This window comes from Niveispirillum sp. GW835-FHT14G11 (assembly GCF_058793615.1).
In genome coordinates this window covers 287,558-313,202 of the sequence record NZ_JBXAFZ010000007.1, presented here as the reverse complement: position 1 = coordinate 313,202, position 25,645 = coordinate 287,558, and the positions used below count along the sequence as shown (strand labels likewise).

The following is a 25,645-nucleotide window of genomic DNA, read 5'->3' as shown; positions in this document are numbered from 1 at the left end:
GGGGCTTCTTCCCTGAACCTTATGATTGATCAGCGCCGTGCCAGCGCCATGACCTGGGCGGCCTGGGCGTTCACCTGCGCGATGATGTCGGCATCGACCAGACGGCCATCGGCATCGAACGGCTTTTGCGCGATGGTGTTGATGGCGATACCCAGCGGCGTCGGCCAGCCGCGCATGGCATGGGTGATGCTGCGCAGGGCCGACAGGGTGACCCCGCCCGCCTGCCACCCCGCCGCCGTGACGATCAGGCCCACGGCGCGCCCGTCAAAATAGACGCGGGCGTCGGTGCGCAGATCCTCCAGCAGGTCGATGGCGTTCTTGACCAGACCCGACACGCCGCCATGGTAGCCAGGGCTGCCGATGACGATGCCGTCGGCGGCGCGTATGGCCTCCACGAACTCAATCTGCTCCACCGTCCGGCCAGGGTTCTCCGGCGCGAAATGCGGCATGGCGGCCAGCGAAGCACCCCCGAACAGGCGGGTTTGGGCGCCCAGTTCCGCCGTTGCGGCCAGGACGGCCGCCACCATCCGCTCCCCGGACGAACCCGGCCGGGTGGTGCCGCCGAAGCCGACGATCAGCGGCTTGGCCATCACGCACCTTCCTTCAGAGCAGGCATGACGATGCGCGACAGGAAGTCCATCGTCTGGTTCGCATAGGCCTTGCGCTTGGCCGTCAGCGGACCGGTCAGCAGGCCGCACAGGATATTGCCGATGCCCAGCTCCTGATAGGGCTTCAGATGCCCAATCACCGTCTCCGGGCTGCCATACAGGCACCAGGTACCGATCCAGTCCTCGGTCAGGGCGTTGGGCGTATGGTCGGTCTTCTTGTTGGCGGCTGTGGCTTCCGCCTTGGCGTTGAAGACCGCCTCACGGTTCACCGCCGCCTGATAATCGGTCAGAATGTCTTCCAGCTCTGTCCGGGCCTGTGCATCGGTTTCCGCGATATGCACGCACTGATAGGAATGGGTGGTCCAGGACAGGGCATCGGCGACGCGTTCGGCGGAATGGCCGGCGGCCAGCAGCAGGTCGCGATAAATCGTGAAGAATTTCTGCACATGCTTGAACGGCTCCGTCCCGCCGATCTGCGGCGGGGTGAAGGCGGGGATGAAGGCAGGCCAGCCGAACTCGGCAGCCCGGCGGGCGCTACTTTCCTTCATTGCCACCGGCATCAGGCGGGCATGGCCGGGCGTATAGGCCACGGGCGCGATACGCTGCACCACCTCGCCCTTATAGTGGCCATTGTCGAAGGCGACGGGCGCGTCGTCCATCTTCTTGGCCCACAGTTGTTCAGCAATGGCCAGGTTCTGTTCCGCCAGACGTGAGGCGTCCTTGTAGTTCACACCGAAGCCGATCATCTCCTCCGGCGTGGTGCCGCTGCCCACACCGATCAGCAGACGCCCTTCCGTCAACTGATCCAGGATGTTCACGCGTTCCACGAAGCGCACGGGATGGTGCAGCGGCACCGTCGTGACGGAAAAGCCGAAATGCATGCGCTTGACCCGCGCCACCAGATATGACGCGAACATCATGGGATCGGACGCGATCGGCATATAGCCGGTAAAATGATGGTCGGGCAGGAACACGGCGTCGAATCCCGCCGCCTCCGCCCGCTCCACATGCTCCACCAGATCCAGCATCAGATCGCGGTCCTGTTCCTCACCCGTGCAGCGGGCATTCAGAAAGGTCGAAAAACGCATGGGTTTCCTCCTGTGGCGGCCATCGGTCCGTTCCGGCTTCGCTGCGCATCGGGCTGCGTTTGCGGGGTCAATGGCTTTCGAATTAGAATTGCTATTCTGAATAGCTAACGGACCAAATAGCTTGGTGTCAACCGAAACCCGCGCCGGGCTGTCGCATTTTTCCCGTGCCATGTCAGACCGTAGGCGATGCAATTACCGCATTGACAAAACAGTTCCACCACCAGCATCATTATTGGAATCATAATTCTGTTATGGCGTCACCTGCGCCATCGGGGAGGAAATCCATGGCTGATCAGGCCATCGCGGCGCCGGCATCCGGCGACGTGCGCAAGGCTGGCATTGCCCAGGCCATCATTCTGGTGATCAGCGGCTTCCTGCCGATTCTCGCCATCGTATCGCTGACGCCTGCCGTGCCCACCATTCTTGATCACTTCAAGGATGTGGCGAATGCTTCCCTGCTGGTGCCGGTGCTGGTCTCGGCCCCCGGTCTGGCCATCGCCATCCTGGCACCGTTCGCCGGCATGCTGGTGGACCGGTTCGGGCGCCGGCGGCTGCTGGTATGGGCGACTTTCTTCTACGGGATCGCCGGTTCCCTGCCCTTCTTCCTGGACAGTCTGCATGCGGTCATCGCCTCGCGCCTGCTGCTGGGCGTGACGGAGGCGGCGATCCTGACCATCGTCAACACCCTGATCGCCGACTATTACGACGCCAAGGGTCGGCGCCGGGTCCTGATGATCCAGGGACTGGCGGGGCCGGCCATGGCGTCGGGCGTCATTGCCCTGTCAGGCCTGCTGACGACATTGAGCTGGAACGGCATGTTCCTGATCTATCTGATCGCGCTGCCCATTTTTGTGGGCATGCATTTCATGATCTTCGAACCGGGCAAGACCGCTGGCGGTGCACCGGTTGCCCAGAAGGCCGATGAAGGTCCCACGCCCCCCTTTCCCACCCGCGCCGTGGCGCTCTATGGCGTTGTGACCCTGTTTGCCTCCACCCTCTACTATGTCTTCATCATCCAGGGTGGTCTGGCCTTCCGGGAGGTCGGGGTGGACAGCCCGGCCCGCGTCGGTTCCCTGATCGCGCTGGCCAGCCTGGGCGTGCCTGTAGGCGCCCTGATTTTCGGCTGGATCGGCAAGCGCGTCATGTCTTTGCAGATTTTCTGCTTCTTCGCCTTCCTGGGTGTCGGTCTGGCCGGTATCGGGCTGGCCCCGGATTATGAATCGATGATGGTGGTGCTGGTAATCCAGCAGATGGGCGCTGGCATGACAATCCCCATCCTGATCGCCTGGGCGCAGAGCAAGCTGCCCTTTGCCCATCGCGGTCGCGGCATGGGTATCTGGGCCTCCTGCTTCTTCCTGGGCCAGTTCACCAGCCCGTTCTTTGTGGCCGGTGCCAAGTCCGTCACGGGTGGCACGGTGCAGGCCGCCTTCCTGACCATGGGCATCGCCGCCCTGATCGGTGCCGCCATCGCCCTGCTGGCCCTGGCAAAGGGCAAGGCCGATACCGGCACCCGGTACTGACCCCGTCCGCGGGCCCTGTTTTAGCGCTTTGGCGCCAGGTTCGCATGCGCGGGCCGCCGGCGACCGCCCTTTGGCGGTCGCCGGTCAAACATGTCCCATCCGGAGGACATCATGCACCTCGCCGCCTGTATCGAGTGGCTGTTCGCCGCCGAACATCCAACCTTTGTTGACCGCATCCGTGCCGCCAAGGCAGCCGGCCTGACCGCCGTGGAATTCCACCTGTGGCGGGATAAGCCGCTGGCCGATATCCGCCGCACCATTGAAGAAACGGGGATCAAACTGGCCAGCTTCGTGGTCGAACCGCGCCGCAGCATCGTGGACCCGGCCCAGCTTGGGGAATTCCTGGCCGCCGTCCGCGACAGCCTGATCGCCGCCAAAGAAGCGGGATCACCGGCGCTGGTCATCGCATCCGGCTTTACCCGGCCCGACGTGCCGCGACAGGATCATTTCGATGCCGCCGTCACGGCGCTGCGTCAGGCGGCAACCCTGGCGGAAGAAGCCGGCATCCTGCTGCTGCTGGAACCGCTGAACGACCGTGTCGAACATCCCGGCATGTATCTGGTCAGCACGACAGAGGGGCTGGACATGGTGGAGGCCGTGAACAGCCCCAATCTGCGCCTGCTCTATGACATGTATCATTCCACCGTGATGGGGGAAGACCCGGCCGCCGTGCTGGCGGGGCGGTTCCATCTGGTCGGGCATGTGCAGGTGGCCGATGTGCCGGGCCGGCACCAGCCCGGCGGCGGCACCATCGACTGGCCCCGCTATATCGGTATCCTGCGCGACCTGGGCTATCAGGGGGCCATCGGCCTGGAATACAAGCCGACAGGCCCGACACTGGACGGACTGACCCAGGCGCGACAGACGCTGGGCCTTTAAAAAACGCGGAGGGGACGTCGATGTCGATCAACCAAGAGCGGGGCGGCATCGCCGCCCCGCCGCTTTCCTGGCGTGCCAAGCTGAGCTATGGCGCGGGGGATTTCGGTTTCGGCCTGACCTGGAACATGGTCGGGGCCTTTTTGCTGTATTTCTACACCGATGTGGCGCTGCTGCCCGTGGGCGTGGTGGGGACGCTGTTCCTGCTGTCACGCCTGCTGGATGCGGCGTTCGATCCGCTGGTCGGGTTGGCCGTGGACCGGACACGCAGCCGCTGGGGCCGGGTGCGCCCCTATTTCCTGTTCGGGGCGGTTCCGTTCGGCCTGTTCTGTGTGGCCAGTTTCTATGTTCCGCCGCTGGATGGAACGGGCACATTGCTCTGGGCCTGCGTCAGCTTTGTGGTGCTGGGGCTGCTCTATTCCATCGTCAACATCCCCTATGGCGCCCTGATGCCGATGATGACGGTGCGGCAGGATGAACGGGTGCAGTTGGGCAGCCTGCGGGCCGCCGGCACCGCCCTGTCGGTGATCGTCGCGACAGCCGCGACCATGCCGCTGGTCCAGACGCTGGGCAGCGGGGATCAGGCCCAGGGCTTCCTGTGGGTCTCGATCCTGATGGCGGCGGTCACCGTACTGCTGACCCTGAACCTGTTTGCCAGTTGCCGGGAGGTGGTGCCCCCGCCCGCAGGCCAGCAGGAAACCAGCCTGTCCTCTATCCGCGACATGGCTCGCAACCGGGCCTGGCTGGTGGTTTTCGGCTTTGCCTGCCTGAATTTCATCCGGTTCGGCGCGGTTCTGTCGGTCACCGCCTATTTCGCCATCAATATCCTGCGGCAACCCTGGATGATCTCCATCCTGCTGCCCGCCGTGTCGGGCACCTTGCTGATCGGGTCGGCCATCGCGCCACCCTTCCTGAAGCGGCTGGGTATGCGCAATGGCAACCGGGTGGCGCTGGCGGCGGCACTGGTCCTGTATGCCGCCCTGCCCTTCACCGAGGCGGTGCCGGCCCTGTTCCTGACCGTCTATATCCTGTCCTCGATCCTGATCAGCATTTCCATGACCGCCATCTTTGCCATGGCGGCGGAGGTCGTGGATTATCACGAGGCGCAGTTCGGCACCCGCAATGAGGGGCTACTGGCTGCGGGCGTCAATCTGTCGATCAAGATTGGCATGGCGCTGGGCGGGGCGATTGTCGCCTTCGGTCTGGCCCAGGCAGGCTATGACCCGGCCAATGTCGGCGATGACGCGCGCCGCATGGTCCATATCCTCTATTACGCGCCCGCCATGCTGGCCATCGCGGCCCAGATCGTCTGCATCGGCTTCTGGCCGGAACGGCGGGGGTGATACCCAAACAAAACGGGGCACAGCGATGATCGCTGTGCCCCGCAGTTTACCGAACCTGGGGGATATGGAGGGGAGGTTCAGGCCGGGATCACCAGTTCCTTCGTGTCGCGCGTGGTGGGCACGAAGGGTAGATAGGAGACGCGGATACGCTCGGACAGCTGGACCTTGTGCCGGCCCGGTGTCAGGCCGCCATCACGCAGCACCGTCACCAGCGCCTTCTCCGCGAAGTTCCAGCGGTCGGTATATTCCGTTTCCATCTCATCCAGGGTCCAGGTGCGGCCCCGGACGGTGAAGCGGATATCCTGGCGGGGGACCGGCTCGCCATCGATGATGACGCCGATATCTTCCACCATGGACAGGCCGATGCCCCGGTAATAGGGCAGACGGGCCTGGAAGGCGAAACCGATGGTGCGGCCATCCTGCTGGACATTGCCGTAACCATCTTCACAGATCATGTATTTATCGAACATGGGTACGGCTCCTCAGGCGGGGGTGGCGGCGGGTTCGCCGATCAGCTTTTTGAACATTTCCTGCTGACGGCGGACCTGTTCGATGCTGTCCACGGGGAACGCATCCTGGATCCAGCGGTTGCCCTCATACTCGGAGCAGATATAGCCCTTGTAGCCGCCCTTCTTCAGCACCCGGATGATCTCGTCATAGGGGATGCAGGGTTCCACCAGGTCCTCGTCCATCTGGTAGAACTTGGCATGGATGTTCCAGATGCGGTCCATATGATCCAGCATGCGCTTGGGCTCGAACGCCGCATTGTGGCGCAAGGTGGTGGCCATGCCGATGGCCGGACCGACGCCGCCCATCTTCTCCACTTCCAGGATCACATATTCGCTCAGCGTGCGGTCCTCGTACGCCTTGCAGATATAGTCGGCGATATGCTGGGGAACGCCGTCACGGATGAACTTCTCCTTCCAGACGGGCGGGAACTTGAACAGGAACATGCCCATATCGGGCAGGAAGCCCAGATATTTCGACCCCGACTTCTCGAACGCCTCGGCGTGGCGGATGATCCAGGGATGGTCGAAATGCAGGGGGGCATGCACCTCGATCAGAATGCGGACATTCCGGCTTTCCGCATAATCGGCGCAGGCGACCAGCACGTTCGGATCGATCGACACCAGCGCGCGGGTAAACGGGCAGCCCAGGCGGGCGGCAAAGTCGATATCGACTTTGCAACTGGCCACCTGCTCCTCGAACGGCATGGGCCGGTCCTTGTACTTCTTATAATCCAGCATGAAGTCGTGGCAGACAGGCGTAGTGCCATACTTGGCCATCAGCGCATGCCAGTTGTCATAGACGGACTGGTCCTGCGGATTGGGATAGTTGGGGAAGGTCTGCTCGCCGATGAACTCAATCCCCTTGGCACCCATCTCGGCGGAAACCTTGATCAGGTCCTCCAGCGACTTGGTGCCCAGGAAATATTCCTCCTGGTAACTGTAGAGGCTCACACCTCTCTTGATGTCATAGTTCGACATGGAACCGGTCCTGTCCTGTCAGGTGCGGCCCCGCCGGGGGCCAAGGATGGCGGCGGTCTCAGGCAAAGCCCGATGGGGGAAGAGCGCTGCCGGTCCGACCTGGCAAAATCATCAGGACAAGACCGCAGCAGCGCCTTTTATTAGTATAAGAATTATCATTCTTTTTTTTACAAATCAATCGCTGACCAACGGAGTTCGGCATTCACCGCGATTTTATACAACTGTCTGATATAAAATAAGGAACCGCTCCCCAACCCGATCTATGAAGTTGGGGAGCTGCTTTCGGGTCTGCGATCACAAACCCAGCAAGCGGCGGTTCAGATCGTCATCCACGCCGCTGGCCGCGAAATCGTCGAAGGCATGTTCGGTGACACGGATGATATGGTCGCGGATGAAGGTGGCCCCTTCCCGCGCGCCGTCTTCGGGATGCTTCAAGGCGCATTCCCATTCCAGAACGGCCCAGCCGGCATAATCATAGGCTGTCAACTTGGAGAAGATCGCCTTGAAATCCACCTGTCCATCCCCCAGTGACCGGAAACGACCGGGACGATCCACCCAGCCCTGGTAGCCACCATACACGCCCGATTTGCCATTGGGCCGGAATTCCGCGTCCTTCACATGGAAGGCGCGGATTCGCGTGTGGTAATGGTCGATGAAGGCCAGATAATCCAGCTGCTGGAGCACAAAATGGCTGGGATCGAACAGGATGTTGGCGCGCGGGTGATTGTCCACCACGCCCAGGAACCGCTCAAACGTGACGCCGTCATGCAGGTCCTCGCCCGGATGCAGTTCGAAACAGACATCCACCCCAGCCTCGTCAAACGCGTCCAGGATGGGACGCCAGCGGCGACCCAGCTCGGCAAACGTCTCCTCAATCAGGCCGGCGGGACGCTGTGGCCAGGGATAGACATAGGGCCAGGCCAGCGCACCGGAGAAGCTGGCATGCGCCGTCAGCCCCAGATTGGCGCTGGCCTGTGCCGCCAGCCGCATCTGTTCCACGGCCCAGGCCTGACGTGCGGCCGGATTGCCGCGCACCGACGGGTCGGCGAAGGCGTCGAACTGTGCGTCATAGGCCGGGTGAACAGCCACCAGCTGGCCCTGCAAATGCGTGGACAGCTCCGTCACAGCTAGTCCCCTGGCCGCTAGCTTGCCCGTCACTTCCTGCGCGTAGGTCCTGCTTTCCGCTGCCAGACGCAGGTCGAACAGGCGGCCATCCCAGGACGGGATCTGGACGCCCTTATAGCCCAGGCCCGCCGCCCAGTCGGCGATACTGTCCAGGCTGTTGAACGGGGCGGCATCGCCCGCGAACTGTGCCAGGAAGATGCCCGGCCCCTTGATTGTGCGCATTTTTTCCTCCCTTTCGTAGGTCAGGTCGAGAGCGAAAGCCCAAGCCCTGACATTCATGGGCACCGTTGCTTGTCAGGGCTCGCCTGCGGCTCGACCTGACCTACGGTTCAAATCTCCAGGCGGACCCAGCCGGGGCGGGCGGCAGAGTTGGCGACCGCCGTTTCGATGAAACCCATGCCGCGCAGGCCCGCCTCCAGCCCCGGCAGGCTGCCATCAGCGGGCATGGCACCGGCACGGATGGCAGAGGCGAAGTCCCGGTAGAGGTTGGCGAAGGCCTCGATATAGCCCTCTGGATGACCGGTCGGCAGGCGCGTGGCCTTGCTGGCGGCAGTACCAAGATTGCCGGCGCCGGCATGCAACACTTCCGTCCGTCCATCCAGGCCATGAATGGTCAGGGTGTTTGGCGTCTCCTGTGACCAGTCCAGGCCAGCCTCCGTCCCATAGACGCGCAGGCGCAGGCCGTTGCGGTCACCCGCCGCGATCTGAGAGGCGTTCAGCACACCCGGCACGCCGCGTTCGCTGCCATCCTCAAACCGCAGCAGGATGTTGCAATCATCGTCCAGCCGGCGGCCCGGCACCAGGATGGACAGGTCGGCGCACAGTTCCCGCACGGGCGCGCCGCTGACATATTCGGCCAGATTGAAGGCATGCACCCCGATATCGCCGATGCAGCCGCCGGCCCCGGACCGGGCGGGGTCGGTGCGCCAGCCGGCCTGCTTGCTGCCCGTCTCCTCAAGGGCGGTGGACAGCCAGCCCTGGCTATACTCCACCACCACCTTGCGCAGGCGGCCGATGCGGCCGGCGGCCACCAGCGCCCGCGCTTCGCGGACCAGCGGATAGCCGGTATAGGTGTGGGTCAGGGCGTAGAGCCCCTTGGCCCCCGCTGCGACTCCGGCCAGCGTCCTCATCTCCGCAAGCGATATGGCCGCTGGCTTGTCGCACATCACATGCAGCCCGGCTTGCAGCGCGTCGATGCTGGCCGGCACATGCAGATGGTTGGGGGTGACGATGGCGACAAGGTCGATGCCGTCCGGCCGCGCGGCCTCCGCCGCGATCATGGCCTGATGGCTGGCATAGGCGCGGGCGGGATCAACACCGTAACCGGCGCCGGCCTGACGGGACCGATCCGCATCGCTGCTGAAGGCACCCGCCACCAGTCGGATTTTACCGTCCAGTTCCGCCGCCATGCGGTGAACCGGGCCGATGAAGCTGCCGGGACCCCCGCCGATCATGCCCAGGCGCAGAACAGGCTCACTCATCATTTCCTCCCGTCATTTCTTGAACAGTCGCAGATCGCGCGGCAGACACGTGATCAGAAAGCCGACCACCACCAGCAGCAGGACCAGCAGCGGCATGGTGGTCAGGAACGCGTTGCGTGCCCTGTCCGCCGTCAACCCCTGCACCAGCGCGAAATAGGTGCCGCCGATCAGGGCTGCACCCGACGCCGCCCCCAGTTGCTGCACCGCCTTCAGCGTGCCGGATGCCGATCCGGCATGGATCAGTTCCACATCCGACAGGGTGATCGGCCCCGTGGGCCCGCCGACCAGGCCCATGCCGGTGCCCGTCAGCAGCAGGGCAACGCCCAACGGCACAAGCCCCCCTTGCGCCCAGATAAGGGCTGCCAACGCCAGCAGGCCGGACAGCATCACCGCCACGCCCAACAATGGCAGGCGCAATCCCATACGGGGCAAGGCCCGCCGGGCCACGCCGCCGATGGCAACGGAGGCGCCCAGCGCATAGGGAACATGGACAAGCGCTGTTTCCAACGGCGTGCAGCCCAACCCATATTGCAGTGTCAGCGTCAGGATGAACAAAAGCCCCGCCGTCGTCGCCTGGAAACAGAGCGACATGCCCAGCCCGATGGAGAAGCCGCGGTTGACGAACAGGACAGGATCGACCAGCCCGGTGCCGGCCCCAGCCCGCAGCCGGATATGGCGGATGAACAGCAGCGCCAGCAGCGGCGCGCAGGCCAGCAGGATCAGGCACCAGAGCGGCCACCCCGCCTCCCGCCCCTGCAAGAGTGGCAGCATCAGGGCCAGCAGGGTGGCGGCGATCAGGGCGGTGCCGGGCAGATCGACACCGCCGCCATGCGGCGACCGGCCGGAAGGCAGCAAACGCCAGGCGGCATAAAGGCCGATCAGGCCCAGCGGCCCGTTGATCAGGAAGATGGGCCGCCAGCCCAGACCGAACAGGTTCGCCTCGATCAGCAGACCGCCAATGACCGGCCCCAGCACGGCAGCAACACCACCCAGCACGCCGAACACCGACAGGGCCGCAATCCGTTCGGCCGGCGGGTACATGACCTGGATCAGCGACATGACCTGCGGCAGCATCAGCGCCGCCGTCGCCCCCTGCGCCAGCCGTGCTGCCACCAGCATCGGCCCGCTGACCGACAGGCCGCACAGAAGCGAGGTCAGGGTGAAGCCCGCCATGCCGATCATGAACAGCCGGCGATAGCCATGGGTGTCGCCCAACCGCCCGCCGGTGATCAGCAGGATGGCAAAGGCTACGGCATAACCGGCGACCATCCATTGCATCTGGGCGGTGTCGGCGGACAAATCACGCTGGATCGACGGCAAGGCCACATTGACGATGGTCAGGTCGATCAGGTCCATCATGAAGGCGCCGGCCACCACCACCAGCGCCATCTGACGCCGTTTCGGCGTCAGGGCGGCGGCCTGGTCGATGGCGGATAGGGCCGGCCCCCGCTTGCCCTCCGGGCTGGCGGCGGATGCCATGGGATGTGCCTTTCCGTTAGGTCTGACCATGAGTCGGTCAGAACAGAATCATAATTCTGTTTATAAACGGAAAGCCATCCTCGTCAACCGGTCATCGGTTGCCGTTGCGCAGATAGGTGGAACACATCACACCCACCTCGGTCTTCAGATTCTTCCAGTCGGCCTTGGTGCCGGTATCGCCGACGGTGCCGAATCCCAGGTAACGGGCAAAGGCGGAATAGGCCACCCGCAAGGTCATTTCACAGGCCAGTTCCGGCAGGTTGTGGCCGATCTCGTCTCGCCGCGACAACAGGGTCGCCATCACCTTTTCGACCAGCGTGTCATATCCCTTGCGCCCCATGGCGCGCACTACGGGATCGGACGACGCACGCAGCATCATGGGCCGCAGTACCGGTGCGTTACGTTTCAGGAACTCCGCCAGTTCATCCACGAAATTGCGGACAAGGACATCCAGGCTGGTGGATTTCTCGGTCAGACGGGCAATCATCTCCGCCTCTTCTTCCGCCATCCTTTCCATCACGCGGCGCTGGACCGCCTGGATCAAGTCGTCCTTGCTGTCGAATCGGCAATAGATGGATCCGATGGAGACCTTGCCGCGCTTGGCCACATCGGTCAGGGCGAAATCATCATTCCCGCGTTCGATCAGCAGATCCGTGGCGGCGGCCAGCATCCGTTCGAACGAGGCACGGCTTCGTCCCTGTTTGGGTTCGCGGCCCGCCGGGTTCAGCAACGGTTCGACTTCCTGATCCTCATCCACCATCGACACTTTCACGCCCCATCATTCCGCCCGATCGTCCGACAACGTCGCGATCTGAAAACAAAGTACTGATTCTATATGGTTTATCATAGGCTGCGTGCCTCCGTGACGCCAGCGGAAAAACCCCTGCCAGGCCCTTGCCCGCCCTTGCGCATACATCTGTCGCTGAATCTCTCACAGAATGGCTTGACGCCCAAACGATCCTGCGATTACATAGTTTCAGAATTAGGGTTCTAGTTTTAGAAATGAACCCAGAGCCTGGCCGGTCAACAGTGCCGGCCTCATCGGGAGGAAACAGAATGCGCATCCGTTCGATGCTCCTGCTTGCCGCAGGGGCCACTACCTTTCATGCCGCCTCCGCCATGGCCCAGGCCGAGAACAACAGCACCCTGGTGCTGGAAGAAATCGTCGTGACGGCAACCAAGCGCGCGACCAACCTGCAGGATACACCTATCGCCATTCGCGCCTTCACGGGCGATGACCTGGTCAAGTCCGGTGTGTCGGATGTGAATGGTCTGGCGCGTCTGGCGCCCGATCTGAACGTCACCAATGACACGATCTTCACCAAGATTTCGGTGCGCGGCGTATCCAGCCAGGACATTTCCGAGGCGTCCGACCCCGCCCTGACCATCGGTATCGATGGCGAGTATGTGAACCGCCCCGTCGCCCTGAATGCCAGCTTCTTCGATCTGGAGCGGATCGAGGTTCTGCGTGGTCCGCAAGGCACACTGTATGGCCGCAACGCGACGGCCGGCGCCATCAACATCATCGCCGCCAAGCCGCAGTTGGGCAGGACCGCCGGCTTCCTGACCCTCGGCTATGGCAATTTCGACGCCAAGCGGGCCGAAGGTGCAGTCAATGTACCACTGGGGGATACGGTTGCCGTCCGCGTCGCCGGCATGCATACCGATCACAAGGGCTACCGCAAGCATGGCGCCGTCGGCCGCGGCGAGGATCAGAATGTCGATGCGGCCCGCCTCGCCATCGCCTGGGAGCCGACGGAAAACATCCGCACCTATCTGGCCGGAGAGTACGTGAATGTTGACCAGTTGCCCCCGTCGCAGTTCGGCATCCTGGTCGCCCAGAACGGTGTGCTGACCAACGCCGCCTATGCCTCCGGCGTGATCGATGCCATCCCGTCTACCGCCGCGCTGGAAAATAATGGCATCCCCGCCAACCTGACCTTCAGTGGCATCAATACCCGGAATTATCCGCTGGGCGACCTGGGCAATTTCAACAGCGAACAGTTCGCCCTGCGCGGCCGGGTCGAGTTTGATTTCGATCTGGGCACGCTGGCCTATCTGGGGGGTTACCGCGACAATGACACCAACAGCGCCCTGCCGCTGAACGGCTATCTGCCCGCAACCTTCACCTTCCGCAACAACAAGCTGAATTCGGAAACGCAGAGCCATGAACTGCGTCTGTCGAACACGCTGGACAGCGGCCTGTTCTATCAGCTCGGCGGCTTCTATTTCCATGAGAAGGTCGATCTGTCGCGCGGTCTGTATCTGGAACTGCCCCGCGCCTTCCTGAACTATTTCTACCGCCCCGATATCCTGTCCAAGTCCAAGGCCGCCTTTGGGCAGGTCACGGTGCCGGTGGCGGGTCCGGAACTGACGCTGACCGGTGGTCTGCGCTATACCGACGACGCCAAGAGCGCCACCTTCTATAATTACGGTCCGCGTTTCGGGCGCGGCGAAGGCACCACGCCCCCGGCTCTCGGCTCTGCCGGCGCCTCCATCCTGAACCCGCGCTCTTCCTCTGATCAGGTGACGGGCAATATCGGCGTCGATTGGAAGCCGGCGCGTGACAGTCTGGTCTATGGCAAGATCAGCACCGGTTATAAGAGCGGTGGCTTCGACAGCGTCGGTGCCTATGAGCCCGAAGAACTGATCGCCTATGAGGTGGGAACCAAGAACCGGTTCAATGGCGGGCGTGTACAGTTCAACGCCTCGGCTTTCTACTATGACTATAAGGACCAGCAGATCCAGGTGTTCGTCGACAATAATATCGGCGCCCGCACCCTGAATGCCGGCAAGTCGCGCGTCTGGGGTATCGAGACGGATACCAGCATCCTGCTGACGGAGAATGACGAACTGTCCTTCACCGTCAACTATCTGGATGCCAAGGTGCAGAGCTTCGCCACCTCGCTGATCGGTGTCAGCGGCAATCCGATCAATGATGCGGACCCGGTGACCTCTGGCATCCAGCAGTTCGACCTGAAGGGCAATCGCCCGCCGCAGGCGCCGAAATGGACCTTGTCCGCCGGTTACAGCCATACGTTCGACCTGGGCGACGGCGCGAATGTCGTGGCCTCGGCTTTCAGCCGGTACAAATCGGCCCATTATCTGTCGGTCGTCAATTGGGCCGCCCTGCGCCAGAAGGGCTATATGATGACCGACCTGTCGCTGGAATATAATTCCGCCGACGGCAACTACACGGTCCAGGCCTATGTCCGCAATCTGGAGGACAAGCAGCCGCTGGCCTTCGCGAACTTCAATGCTGCCGCCGGTTCGCTGATCTACAACGCCATCTACGGTCCGCCGCGTACCTTCGGCGTCCAGGGCACCTACCGGTTCTGATCGCCGACAGGCCGTCCTGGTCGTGATGACGGATGCCGGGGGGCACCCTCTCCGGCATCCCATCCGGCTTTGACGGCCTTCAGTACAGGGGAGGTGGAAAGTGCGGTGGAATTTCTCCATTCTGCGGGTCGGTGCATCATTGCTCGCCCTGTGTGCCAACCCGGCAATGGCGCTGACGGCAGCACCGGAAGCGTTGACCGATGCGGGGCGGGTATCAGGCGCTACCCAGAACGGTATCGACCGGTTTCTGGGCATTCCCTATGCCGGTGACACGGGCGGCGCCAACCGCTGGCGTCCGCCACAGCCGGTCATGGCATGGTCTGGCGTCCGTGATGCCACGCAGTTCAGTGCCGATTGTCAACAGGATCCGCCATACACACCACCGGGTGGTTCCCCCTGGTCGGCGGAGTATTTTCCGACCCGGCCGATGAGCGAGGATTGCCTTACGGTGAATGTCTGGCGCCCATCAGCGGCCAGCAGTACCGGCAATCCCGTCATGGTCTGGATCCATGGCGGCGGCTTCGCCGGAGGTTCCGGTTCGGTGCCGCTTTATGATGGTGAGAAGCTGGCCGCACGCGGCATCATCGTCGTGTCGATTAACTATCGCGTCGGCATCTACGGCTTTCTCGCCCATCCGGGGCTCACCGCCGAAGCCGGATCGTCCGGCAATTACGGCCTGATGGATCAGGTGGCGGCCCTGCGCTGGGTCCAGAAGAATATCGCGAATTTCGGCGGCGATCCGACACGGGTGACCATCGCCGGGCAGTCGGCGGGCGCCGCCTCCGTGCATGCATTGCTTTCCACACCCCAAGCAGACGGGCTGTTCATCCGCGCCATCGCGCAAAGCGGGTCCGGCATGGGCATTCCCAGCCTGACGCTGCCCCAAGCCGAGGCACGGGGACAGAAGGTCATGGAGGCCGCTGGTGTCACCAGCGTCAGCGCCCTGCGCGCCCTGTCGCCGGACCAACTGGCAAAGGCAGCAAAGGACCCGTCCGTCGGACCGCCGGGCCTGCGCTTTGCCCCCATCACGGACCCTGCTTTTCTGCCAGCCCCGGAGCGGCAGCGCCCGGACATCCCGATTCTGACCGGCCTGACCAGCGATGAAAGCAGCAATGGCCCCGACTGGCGCCTGACCACAACGGCACAGCTGAATGACCTGATCGACCGGCGTTTCGGCGCGCAGGCGGCGTTGTTCCGGCCATTCTATCAGGGGAGCGACGGGGATGCGGCGTCAAACGCGGCCAAGGCCCTGTTGCGGGAACAGGCGACGGCATCCATGCTGATCTGGGCGCAGGCGCGGCAGCCGGGTGCGGCCCCTGTTTACGCCTATCTGTTCCAGCATGCGCAGCCGGGCAGCGATCCGGCGCGGTTCGGCACCTTCCATTCCGCCGAACTGCCCTATGTTTTTGCCACGCTGGACAAGTCCAGCCGCCCCTTCACAAAGGCGGACCATGACATCGCCGCCGCCATGGGCGCCTACTGGACCCAATTCGTGAAGACCGGCAATCCGAACGGCGCCGGACTGACCGCATGGCCGGCACTGGTCAATGGCCGGGTGATGAGCCTTGGCGACAAGGTCGCGGTGATTGAGCCCCTGTCCCCGGCCAAGCGCCAAGCCTACAGTGACTTCGCTGCCAATGGCGGGAAGCTCGGCCTGTTCTGACCTTCGGTGGAGAAGGAGAGGTATTGATGCGGAGCGAGATATCACCCATCGGCGTCGGCCGCCGAAACCTGCTTCTGTCAGGAATGGCGCTGGCTTTAACCCCGGCGGAGGTGTGGGCGCAGGTGGCAGCGGGCGCCACCCCTCATCCCGACCGGCACCATGCCCTGATCACCCGTGTCTGCGATCTGGTCATTCCGGATACCGATACGCCGGGGGCGGTGAAGGCTGGTGTTCCCGCCTTTCTGGCCCTGGCCATCGCGCATGGCATGTCTGGATCGAAGGCGCCGGTCGCCGCCACCCTGTTCACGGGCGGCCAGGCCCGGGCCGATGCAGGCATCCTGGACTGGCTGTCCTTCGAACTGGACCTGAAGGCGGGCGTTCCATTCCTGTCGGCCAAGCCAGAGGCGCAGTTCAAGGGGCTGACCGCCCTGGATGCCCAGGCCTATACGCGCGGCAATGAGAAATCGCCCTGGCGCACGTTGAAGGGCCTGATCGTCACTGGCTATTACACGTCCGAAATCGGCGCCAGCCAGGAACTGCGTTTTGAACTGGTGCCGGGCCGTTTCGACCCGGACATCCCCGTCGGCCCCCAGGATCGGGCCTGGTCGAACGACTGGACAGCGGTGGAATTCGGATGAGCACAGATTTCGACGCCATCGTCGTCGGCTCCGGGATCACCGGCGGCTGGGCGGCAAAGGAACTGACCGAAAAGGGCCTGAAGGTTCTGATGGTCGAACGCGGCCGCCATATCGAACATGGCGCCGATTATGTTACCGAAATGAAATCCCCGTGGGAGATGCCGTTCCGCGGCGTCGGTGATCCGCAGCTTTATGCGAGCGATTTTGCCGTCCAGTCCAGGAACCGGCACTTCACCGAATATACCCAGAACCATTTCGTCAATGACCGCGAAAATCCCTATTCCGTGGCCGGGGGCACGGAATTCAACTGGTGGCGCAGCTATCAGCTGGGGGGCCGCTCACTGACCTGGGGCCGCCAATCCTATCGGATGAGCGACCATGATTTCGGGGCCAACAAGAAGGACGGGCATGGCGTTGACTGGCCTATCCGCTATGCCGACCTGAAGCCCTGGTACGATCATGTCGAACGGTTCATCGGCGTGTCCGGGCAGAATGAAGGTCTGTCATCCCTGCCCGACGGCATCTATCAGCCGCCGATGGCGCTGAACGTGCTGGAAAAGCATGCCAAGGCCGTGATCGAAAGCCAGTGGCCCGACCGCCGCCTGACCATCGGCCGCACCGCCAATCTGACCCAGGAGAAGGAAGGCCGCAGCGCCTGTCAGAACCGGATGATCTGTCAGCGCGGCTGTTCCTATGGCGCCTATTTCAGCACGCAAAGCTCCACCCTGCCGGCAGCGCAGGCCACGGGCAACCTGACCCTGATCACCGACACGGTCGTCGAAACGGTGGATTACGACGCCAAGACAAAGCGGGCAACCGGCGTTTCCGTTCTGAATATCAAGACGGGTGAACGGCGCCGCTACACGGCCCGGATCATTTTCATGAATGCCGGTGCTTTTAACACCAATCATGTGCTGCTGCGCTCCCGCTCCAGCGCGTTTCCCAACGGGTTGGGTAACAGCAGCGGTCGGCTGGGCACCCACATCATGGACCATGCCAGCACGGTGGGCGCCATCGCCCTGTTCGACAGTTTCCAGGACCGCACCACCTTCGGTAACAGGCCGGCCGGCATCGTCATCCCCCGTTTCCGCAATCTGGGCAACCAGGCGGAGGGCGACTTCGTCCGTGGCTATAGTTTCCAGGGTGGCGCACTGCGCAGTGCCTGGACGCGGGGCAAGCGGGAAGCCGGGATCGGCGTGGGTTTCAAGGAGAACCTGCGCAGTGTCGGCGGCTGGCGCATGGTGCTGGTCACCTTCGCCGAGAGCCTGCCACGGGAGACGAACCGCCTGCGCCTGGACCCGGTGAAGGTGGACCCGTTCGGGGCGCCGCTGCTGCAGGTGGATTTCACCCATGGCGAGAATGAGCAAAAGGCCCTGACCGACGCCGGGAAGGAAGCCAGCGCCATGCTGACCGCTGCCGGCGGCAAAGTGATCCTATCGCTGAACCGTCCGGGCGTGGGCGGCAGCGCCATCCATGAAATGGGCGGGGCGATGATGGGCCACGATCCACGCACCTCGGTCACCAACCGCTGGAACCAATTGCATGACGTGTCCAACGTCTTCGTCACCGACGGTGCGGCCATGGCATCGTCCGCGTGCCAGAACCCGTCCCTGACCTATATGGCGATGACGGCCAGGGCCTGCGACACCGCCGTAAAAATGCTGAAGGAAGGCCGGATCTGAAACCATGCTGGACCGCAAACAGTTCCTGACCCTGGCCGGTATCCTGCCCGTGGTGTCGGCCGGCAGGGCGCAAGCCGCAGCCCCATCGGGTTTGGAAGCGTTCTGCACCCTGTTCTACCGTCAAAAGCAGGTTCGCATCGCCTTCGAACGCTATGTCGCCGCCGATTACATTCAACACAGCAATGGCATGGCCCAGGGACGGGAAGCAGCGATCACTGTGTTGGAACCGATGTTCGCGCGTCCGCACTTCACGGCAAATCCCGTCAGCGCCATCACGCAGGGCGCGCTGTCCATTGTGATGCTGGATGTGCGCGTCGGCGCCGATATACGCGCCGCCGTGGTGGACATATTCCGCTGGCATAACGGCTTGATCCAGGAACACTGGGATCTGAAGCAGGAACTGACAGCGGCCCAGGCCATCACTTACTTCGATCATCTTCACCCGTAAACCTGCCGACCGGTCGCACGCTGCGGATCACGTCGCCTGGGGTGGCTTGCCCAGGCGGCCCTGTCGGGCGGCATGCGGACTTTGACCATGTGCGCGCGGGCAAAGATCACATGGCGATCTGGTGTTCCTCAGTCTTATCCCTGGCTCGCAGCGTACGCTGGAAGACAAGCAATTCGCGCTACCCTTTGCCAGGGCATGCAGCCCTCAGACCAGCGACGGTTCACCGGCGGGGGCCGCGGCCGCGTCGCAGTTAAGGAACTGTCAATTTCCCCTTCGTGCGGACGCAAAATAGTGTCAATATATGTTGACACATCCCCATAGGGAACGCGCCCCATGCCCAGCCCATTTCCATTCTCTGCCATTGTCGGCCAGGAGGATATGAAGAAGGCCCTGCTGATGGCAGCGGTGGAGCCGCTGCTGGGCGGGGTGCTGGTCATGGGGGACCGTGGCACGGGCAAATCGACCGCTGTCCGCGCACTGGCCGAGCTTCTGCCGAAGATCGAGACGCGCACGGGCTGTCGATACAATTGCCTGCCCCATGATCCACAGCCCGCATGCGCCCGTTGCAGCGCAATCGGCGCGAACAAGCCCGCCATGGTCAAGATCCGCACACCCATGGTGGACCTGCCCCTGGGCGTGACGGAGGATCGGGTCTGCGGCTCGCTCGACATTGAAAAGGCGCTGGTGGCGGGGGAAAGGGCGTTTGAGCCGGGCCTGCTGGCCACCGCCAATCGCGGCTTTCTTTATATCGATGAGGTCAACCTGCTGGAAGATCACCTGGTGGATCTGCTGCTGGACGCGGCGGCATCCGGGGTGAATGTCGTCGAGCGCGAGGGAATGAGTGTGCGTCACGCCGCGCGCTTCGTGCTGGTCGGCAGTGGCAATCCCGAGGAAGGCGACCTGCGGCCACAATTGCTGGACCGGTTCGGCCTGTCCGTCGAAGTACACACGATCATGGACCTGAAAATGCGGATCGAGGTGATCCGCCGACGGGATGCCTATGAAGCCGATCCCGATGGTTTCGTCGCCGGAAGGGCCAAGGATGAGGCCGCTATCCGCAACAAGGTTGTCGCCGCACGCAAGATCGTGAAAAAGGTTGAGGTGCCGGACGCGATCCTGTTCCGCATGTCCCAGCTTTGCATGCGGCTGGGCATTGATGGCATGCGCGGCGAGTTGACCTTGCTGCGCGCCGGGCGTGCGGCGGCGGCACTGGCCGGACGCCTGATGGTGGACTGGACGGATATCGAAGAGATTGCCCCCATGGTGCTGTGCCACCGGCTGCGCCGCGACCCGATGGACGAGGCGGGCACCGCACCGCGCATTGAACGGGCGATGGCCACACTGGATGCCGGACATGGCCATGCATGAGGCGGATGATCGCAACATCTGTACCAGCATGCGCCGTCAAAGCGAGGAACGGTGGCAACGGGCGCTGATGGCGGCCCGGATTCTGGCGGTGGGCGGGACGGCCATCGGCGGGCTGCGGTTGACCGCCCGCGCCTCCGGCATACGCGACGCCTTTCTGACGCATCTTAGGTCGCTGATCCCGTCAGGGCCCAGCGTAAGGCTGCCGCCGGGAAGCAATGCTGCGACATTGGGCGGCCGGCTGGATATCGCGCGGTCGCTAGCCGACAGCCGGCTGGTCTGGGACAGCGGCATCCTGGCCACCGCCGATGGCGGCATGCTGATCATCCCGATGGCCGAACGGTTGCAGCCGGATACCGCCGCAGTGATCGCCGAGGCGATGGACAATCATGTCTGCCCCGGCCGGCACTCCGGCCCGGATACGACGGCGGGGCGTACTCCCTGCCGCTTCATACTCGTCGCCCTGGATGAAGCGGCCAATCCCGAAGAGGCGCTGCCCACCGCACTGGCGGATCGGCTGGGCCTGCATGTCACCCTGGACGGGGTGGCGCTAGCCAGCAGCGCTGTACCAGCAGTCCCCTTGCAGCCCGGCGCCGACTGGCGATCCGTGGGCATCGCGGACATTGTGCTGGAACCGTTGGGGGCCATCGCGGCGGCAGCGGGTTACCGGTCGCTGCGCACCCTGCATCACTTGGCGCGGGTCGCCCGCATCCACGCCGCCATCGCCGGCCGTGAGGATGCCACGGCCGAAGATGCGATCGCCGCGCTGCGGCTGTGCCTGGGCCTGGAACCACCCCCGATCCAGCCCAAACCCGATCAGCAGGCCGCCCCGCCGCCGCCATCCCCTCAGCATCAAGACGCCGCCGACCCGGCCCCGCAGGATACAGAAACGGGGGCGGAACAGGCGCTGGACAGTCTGACGGAACTGCTGGCCGCTGTTGAGCAGGGACGTGTCGACGGGCTGTCGCTGACCAGTGGCGAGCGCGCCGCCCGCCAGGGACGCAAGGCCGGCAAGGGCGGTGCAACAGCACGCAATACCAGGCGCGGCCGGCCGTTTGCCGCCAGCAGCAGCCCCCCCTTCCCCGACGCGCGGCCCGATCTGGTGGAAACAGTGCGGGCGGCCATCCCCTGGCAACGGTTGCGGGCACGCGTGGCCGCCGGTTCGAGGGGCACGGCGCGGCTGTGGATCTGCAAGGAGGATTTCCGCTATCGGCGGCGGCGGCATGAACAACCATCCACGGCCATCTTCGTCGTGGATGCATCGGGATCGACCGCCCTGGAACGGCTGGGTGAGACCAAGGGCGCCATCGAGCACTTGCTGGCCGAATGCTATGTCCGACGTGACGAGGTCTCCCTGATTGCCTTTCGCGGCAAGGCGGCGGAAATCCTGATGCCGCCGACCCGGTCGCTGGTGTCGGCCAAGCGCCGGCTGTCGGCCCTGCCCGGCGGGGGGCCGACGCCGCTGGCCTCAGGTCTGGAGCGCGGGCTGGAGATGGCCCTGTCGGCGCGGCGGCGCGGCAGCACCCCCATCGTGGTGGTGATGACCGATGGCAGCGGCAATATCGCGCTGGATGGCACGGCCGACCGCGCCCTGGCCGGACGCCAGACCGAAAGGATCGCCGGGCTGTATCGGCAACATGGCCTGACCTGCATCTGCATCGACATCGCGCGGCGGCCGCGCGACGGCGTGACAAGCCTGGCCGGGATGCTGGGGGCCGAGTTGCATCTGCTGCGCCAAGCCGACGCCGCCCGCATGTCGCAGATTGTGCGGACCACGATGCATAAGGGGCTGCCATGATGATGGGCAGGGCCTGGCTGGACTGGGAAAGGGATGGACAGGATTGGCCCCACCGGTCGGCCAGCCGCTTTATCGACGCCCCCGACCTGCGCTGGCACATACAGGAAATGGGGCCGGAAGGGGCACCGCTGCTGTTGCTGCTGCATGGAACAGGGGCGGCCAGCCATTCCTGGCGGCACCTGATGCCCGCCCTTGCCGGCACGCACCGTGTCATCGCCCTGGACCTGCCCTGTCAAGGTTTCAGCCGCCCGCGCCGCCCCTTGGACCTGTCGCTGACCGGCATGACCCGGTCGGTGCAGAGCCTGATCGCCGCACTGGACCTGAAACCGGCCGCCATCATCGGCCATTCCGCCGGGGCCGCCATCGCCGTCAGCCTGGCGGTGACAGGCGGGCGACGGCGGGGGCCGCTGGTCATCGCCTTCAACGGCGCCTTTCTGCCCATCCGGGGCGACACGCTGTTCTCCCCTCTGGCCAAGGTGCTGTTCGCCGCCCCCCTTACGGCGACGATGTTCTCCCTGGCGGCGCGGGGGCGGTGGTTCGGGGACAATCTGCTGGCCGCCACCGGGTCCGACATCGATGATCAGGGGGCGGCGCTGTATCGGCGGCTGCTGACATCGTCGGGGCATGTGCAGGGCGCGCTGGGCATGATGGCGGCCTGGGACCTGAGCCGGTTCGGCCGGTTGCTGGCGGCCCTGCCCGTCCCGCCGACCCTGATCGCCGCGAAGGATGATCCCATGGTGCCGTGCCAGGACAGCCGCAAAGCGGCGGAGCATGCCAGGGGGTCACGCCTGATCCTGGTGGATCGCGGTGGCCATCTTCTGCATGAAGGACGGACCGATCTGGTCAGCGGTCTAGTCGCCGACGCCATCGCCGCCCGCCCTTCCACCACGGTGGACGCGGCATGAACATGATCTATCCATGGCCGCGAACACAGGCCCAGGCCCCCGATCCGTCGCGACCGCAAGCCGTCGTGATCGGGGCCGGCGTGGGCGGCCTGTCCACGGGTGCCCTGCTGGCCGCCCGCGGCTATGGCGTGACCATCATCGACCCGTTGGATGCACCGGGCGGACGGGCCTATGCCCACCGGCTGGACGGGTTTGTCTTCGATGCGGGCCCGACCATCATCACCGCGCCCTGGATGTTCGAGGAGCTGTGGCGGGATTGCGGGGGGCGGCTGGCCGATGATGTGGAACTGCGGCCCTGCATCCCGTTCTACCGCATTCGTTTCGATGACGGAGCCTGGTTCGACTATTCCGGCGATCCGGCCGCGATGGAGGCGGAGGTCGCCCGCTTCAACCCCGCCGATGTGCGGGGTTACCGCAGTTTCATGGCGGAAAGCCGGCGCATCTATGAGGTGGCGTTCGAGCAGCTGGCCCATCGCCCCTTCCACAGCCTGACCTTCACCGCCCGCACGCTTTTGTCGCTGGCGCGGCTGGGTGGCTATCGCTCCGTACATTCGGTCGTTTCAAAGCATTTCCGCAATGATCGGCTGCGCACCATCTTTTCGTTCCATCCGCTGCTGATCGGGGGCAACCCCTATTCCGCCACCTCCTTCTATTGTCTGATCGCGCATCTGGAGAGCCGGTATGGCGTGCATTACGCCATGGGCGGTACCAATGCCCTGGTGCAGGGCATCGCCGGGCTGGTCCGCCGCAATGGCGGCGTCATCCGTCTGGGCGAAACGGTCGAGACGATCCTGACAGAGGGGCGACGGGCCGCGGGTGTGCGCCTGGCCAGCGGCGAGATGATCGCGGCCGATATCGTGATTTCCAACGGCGACCCGGCCACCACCTATGGAAAGTTGCTGCGCCATCATCCAAGGCGACGCTGGACCGATGCCAAGATCGCCCGGGGCGATTATTCCATGGGGCTGTTCGTCTGGTATTTCGGCACCGACCGGCGATATGACGACGTGCATCACCACACGATGCTGTTCGGGCCTCGGTATCGCGGCCTGTTGGACGATATCTTCTGCCTGCAGCGGTTGGCCGATGATTTCAGCCTGTATCTGCATCGGCCCAGCGCCGTGGACCCCAGCGTGGCACCCGATGGCTGCGATGCCTTCTATGTCCTGAGCCCGGTTCCCAATCTGGGCGGGGATGTCGACTGGCAGGAGATGGCGCAGACCTATCGCCAACGCATCGCGGCGCATCTGTCACGCACCATCCTGCCCGACCTGGAGCGCCATATCACTGTTTCCCACATGGCCACACCGCTGGATTTCCGCGACCGCCTGCTGTCCTGGCAGGGGGCCGCCTTCGCGCTGGAGCCGAAATTGCTGCAAAGCGCCTGGTTCCGGCCCCATAACCGCAGCGAGGAACTGGACAATCTGTTCCTGTGCGGGGCGGGCACCCATCCGGGCGCAGGCCTGCCCGGCGTCCTGTCGTCGGCCCGCATTGTCGCCGGTCTGGTGCCGGAACCTGGCGCCTTGGCCAGGGGGAGTATCCCGTGATGAATGAGCGGATGGCCGAGAAAACCGGCGGCAACCCTATGGAGCGGCCCTTGTTGAGCCGGTCCATCCAACAGAATTACGGGTTCAGCGGCGACAGGATTGATCTGGACACTTGTACCGCCTCCATCCGGCGCGGGTCGAAGTCATTCCACATCGCTTCTCTTCTGCTGCCCCGCCGCACCCGGCAGGCGGCCCACGCGCTCTATGCGTTCTGCCGGCATTCCGATGATCTGATCGACGATCCGGAGCGGCGTGCCGACGCGCTGGATCGGCTGCGTGATCGGCTGGACCGGCTTTATGACGGGGTTCCGTGTGACTATGCCTGTGACCGGGCCTTTGCCCGGATCGTGCAGAAACATGCCATCGCCAAATCCATCCCGCTGGCCCTGCTCGACGGGTTCGCCATGGATATGGAGGGGCGGCGGTTTCAAACGATTGGCGAGGTGAAGGATTATGGTGCGCGGGTGGCCTCCACCGTCGGCCTGATGATGTCGCTGGTCATGAATGAAGGCGATGCCTGGACGCTGGCGCGGGCCGCCGATCTGGGGCTGGCCATGCAATTGACCAATATCGCCCGCGATGTGGGGGAGGATGCGCGCAATGGCCGGCTGTATCTGCCGCTGGACTGGTTGCGGGAGGCCGGGATTGATGCCGACGCCTTCCTGGCCGCCCCGTGTTTCACCCAAGCGCTGGGCCAGGTCGTGCAGCGACTGCTGACCACCGCCGATCATCATTATCAGCTGGGTCATGCCGGGATCAACCGGCTTCCCGCCGATTGCCGCCATGCCATCCGCACCGCCGCCCTGACCTATCAGGATATTGGCCGCAGCATCGCGCAGAACGGGTTTGACAGCGTGAGCCAACGCGCCCGTACCACCCTTCCCCGCAAGCTGTCCTTGGTGCTGCAGGCGATGAAACCAGCCTTGCTGCCCCCCGATATCGCCCGCGCGGCGGCAACCGCACCGGCCGACCCCGCCGTGCAGGGTCTGGTGACGGTGGCGGCAGCGTCCTCCCAGGATACCGGGGCCATGGGGAAGCCGCGCCCATACAAGCCTTCAAGTCTGGACAATGTGGCGTCGATCATCCTGCGCCTGCAGCTTCGCAGCCGCCAGGAAAGGCGGGCGCAAAGGCAGGAACGATGGCAGAAAGTGGGGCGCCTTGTTTGAGGATTATTTCGGACTGATTGAGGCGGGGTTCGTCTTTGCCCTGGCTGTCGGATTTTACATCTGGCAACGGCGGGACTTGCGCCGGTA

At 64.1% G+C, this 25,645-nt stretch carries 21 protein-coding genes; 13 read left to right on the top strand and 8 right to left on the bottom strand.

Annotated elements, in window-relative coordinates; all coding sequences use genetic code 11:
- Positions 1–29: 29 nt before the first annotated feature.
- Together AC1Q7F_RS15310 and AC1Q7F_RS15305 are read right to left on the bottom strand one after the other, a co-directional pair.
- The gene (locus AC1Q7F_RS15310) at positions 30–590 is read right to left on the bottom strand and encodes an NADPH-dependent FMN reductase (protein ID WP_492508301.1); all 561 of its coding nucleotides are present in this window, start codon (positions 588–590) and stop codon (positions 30–32) included.
- The gene (locus tag AC1Q7F_RS15305) at positions 590–1,696 is read right to left on the bottom strand and encodes an LLM class flavin-dependent oxidoreductase (RefSeq protein WP_492508299.1); all 1,107 of its coding nucleotides are present in this window, start codon (positions 1,694–1,696) and stop codon (positions 590–592) included. Before AC1Q7F_RS15305 ends, AC1Q7F_RS15310 begins: the two co-directional genes overlap by 1 nt.
- A gap of 284 nt (positions 1,697–1,980) precedes the next feature.
- On the opposite strand from AC1Q7F_RS15305, the gene AC1Q7F_RS15300 reads away from it, so the two are divergent.
- From AC1Q7F_RS15300 to AC1Q7F_RS15290, 3 genes are all read left to right on the top strand, one after another.
- Entirely contained in the window at positions 1,981–3,216 is a 1,236-nt protein-coding gene (locus tag AC1Q7F_RS15300; protein ID WP_492508297.1) for an MFS transporter, read from the top strand.
- 111 nt (positions 3,217–3,327) lie between these two features.
- On the top strand, positions 3,328–4,095 hold the full coding sequence (locus AC1Q7F_RS15295; protein ID WP_492508295.1) for a hydroxypyruvate isomerase family protein: 768 nt from the start codon (positions 3,328–3,330) through the stop codon (positions 4,093–4,095).
- A gap of 20 nt (positions 4,096–4,115) precedes the next feature.
- Positions 4,116–5,435, top strand: coding sequence for an MFS transporter (locus AC1Q7F_RS15290; protein ID WP_492508293.1), 1,320 nt, complete (start codon positions 4,116–4,118; stop codon positions 5,433–5,435).
- Positions 5,436–5,512: 77 nt separating this feature from the next.
- On the opposite strand, the gene AC1Q7F_RS15285 is transcribed toward AC1Q7F_RS15290, so the two are convergent.
- The 6 genes from AC1Q7F_RS15285 to AC1Q7F_RS15260 form a co-directional block, all read right to left on the bottom strand.
- Positions 5,513–5,905, bottom strand: a complete 393-nt coding sequence (locus tag AC1Q7F_RS15285; protein ID WP_492508291.1) for a C-glycoside deglycosidase beta subunit domain-containing protein — start codon at positions 5,903–5,905, stop codon at positions 5,513–5,515.
- Between the two features lie 12 nt (positions 5,906–5,917).
- Entirely contained in the window at positions 5,918–6,922 is a 1,005-nt protein-coding gene (locus AC1Q7F_RS15280) for a sugar phosphate isomerase/epimerase family protein (RefSeq protein ID WP_492508289.1), read from the bottom strand.
- Positions 6,923–7,216: 294 nt separating this feature from the next.
- Complete coding sequence (locus tag AC1Q7F_RS15275) at positions 7,217–8,269, bottom strand: sugar phosphate isomerase/epimerase family protein (protein WP_492508287.1); 1,053 nt, start codon at positions 8,267–8,269, stop codon at positions 7,217–7,219.
- Positions 8,270–8,376: 107 nt separating this feature from the next.
- On the bottom strand, positions 8,377–9,528 hold the full coding sequence (locus tag AC1Q7F_RS15270; RefSeq protein ID WP_492508285.1) for a Gfo/Idh/MocA family protein: 1,152 nt from the start codon (positions 9,526–9,528) through the stop codon (positions 8,377–8,379).
- 12 nt (positions 9,529–9,540) lie between these two features.
- Entirely contained in the window at positions 9,541–11,007 is a 1,467-nt protein-coding gene (locus AC1Q7F_RS15265) for an MFS transporter (protein ID WP_492508283.1), read from the bottom strand.
- Positions 11,008–11,098: 91 nt separating this feature from the next.
- On the bottom strand, positions 11,099–11,779 hold the full coding sequence (locus AC1Q7F_RS15260; RefSeq protein ID WP_492508281.1) for a TetR/AcrR family transcriptional regulator: 681 nt from the start codon (positions 11,777–11,779) through the stop codon (positions 11,099–11,101).
- Between the two features lie 284 nt (positions 11,780–12,063).
- Between AC1Q7F_RS15260 and AC1Q7F_RS15255 the strand changes: the two genes are divergently transcribed.
- From AC1Q7F_RS15255 to AC1Q7F_RS15210, 10 genes are all read left to right on the top strand, one after another.
- Positions 12,064–14,346: a TonB-dependent receptor gene (locus AC1Q7F_RS15255; protein ID WP_492508279.1), complete on the top strand. Its 2,283-nt coding sequence runs from the start codon at positions 12,064–12,066 to the stop codon at positions 14,344–14,346.
- Between the two features lie 100 nt (positions 14,347–14,446).
- Positions 14,447–16,009, top strand: coding sequence for a carboxylesterase/lipase family protein (locus tag AC1Q7F_RS15250; protein WP_492508278.1), 1,563 nt, complete (start codon positions 14,447–14,449; stop codon positions 16,007–16,009).
- A 26-nt stretch (positions 16,010–16,035) separates the two neighbouring features.
- Positions 16,036–16,647 (top strand): gluconate 2-dehydrogenase subunit 3 family protein, encoded by a 612-nt coding sequence (locus AC1Q7F_RS15245; protein WP_492508276.1) that lies wholly within the window; start codon positions 16,036–16,038, stop codon positions 16,645–16,647.
- Complete coding sequence (locus tag AC1Q7F_RS15240; RefSeq protein WP_492508274.1) at positions 16,644–18,329, top strand: GMC oxidoreductase; 1,686 nt, start codon at positions 16,644–16,646, stop codon at positions 18,327–18,329. Before AC1Q7F_RS15245 ends, AC1Q7F_RS15240 begins: the two co-directional genes overlap by 4 nt.
- A 4-nt stretch (positions 18,330–18,333) precedes the next feature.
- Positions 18,334–18,777 carry a nuclear transport factor 2 family protein gene (locus AC1Q7F_RS15235; protein ID WP_492508272.1) on the top strand — a complete coding sequence of 148 codons (444 nt, stop codon included), beginning with the start codon at positions 18,334–18,336 and terminating at the stop codon, positions 18,775–18,777.
- Between the two features lie 333 nt (positions 18,778–19,110).
- Positions 19,111–20,145, top strand: coding sequence for a magnesium chelatase ATPase subunit I (gene bchI / locus AC1Q7F_RS15230; protein ID WP_492508270.1), 1,035 nt, complete (start codon positions 19,111–19,113; stop codon positions 20,143–20,145).
- On the top strand, positions 20,132–21,940 hold the full coding sequence (locus AC1Q7F_RS15225; protein ID WP_492508268.1) for a VWA domain-containing protein: 1,809 nt from the start codon (positions 20,132–20,134) through the stop codon (positions 21,938–21,940). The genes bchI and AC1Q7F_RS15225 overlap by 14 nt, the downstream gene beginning before the upstream one ends.
- On the top strand, positions 21,937–22,845 hold the full coding sequence (gene bchO / locus AC1Q7F_RS15220) for an alpha/beta fold hydrolase BchO (protein ID WP_492508266.1): 909 nt from the start codon (positions 21,937–21,939) through the stop codon (positions 22,843–22,845). Before AC1Q7F_RS15225 ends, bchO begins: the two co-directional genes overlap by 4 nt.
- Positions 22,842–24,392: a phytoene desaturase gene (locus tag AC1Q7F_RS15215; protein WP_492508264.1), complete on the top strand. Its 1,551-nt coding sequence runs from the start codon at positions 22,842–22,844 to the stop codon at positions 24,390–24,392. The genes bchO and AC1Q7F_RS15215 overlap by 4 nt, the downstream gene beginning before the upstream one ends.
- Positions 24,392–25,558 carry a phytoene/squalene synthase family protein gene (locus tag AC1Q7F_RS15210; protein WP_492508262.1) on the top strand — a complete coding sequence of 389 codons (1,167 nt, stop codon included), beginning with the start codon at positions 24,392–24,394 and terminating at the stop codon, positions 25,556–25,558. Before AC1Q7F_RS15215 ends, AC1Q7F_RS15210 begins: the two co-directional genes overlap by 1 nt.
- The last annotated feature ends 87 nt before the right edge of the window (positions 25,559–25,645 follow it).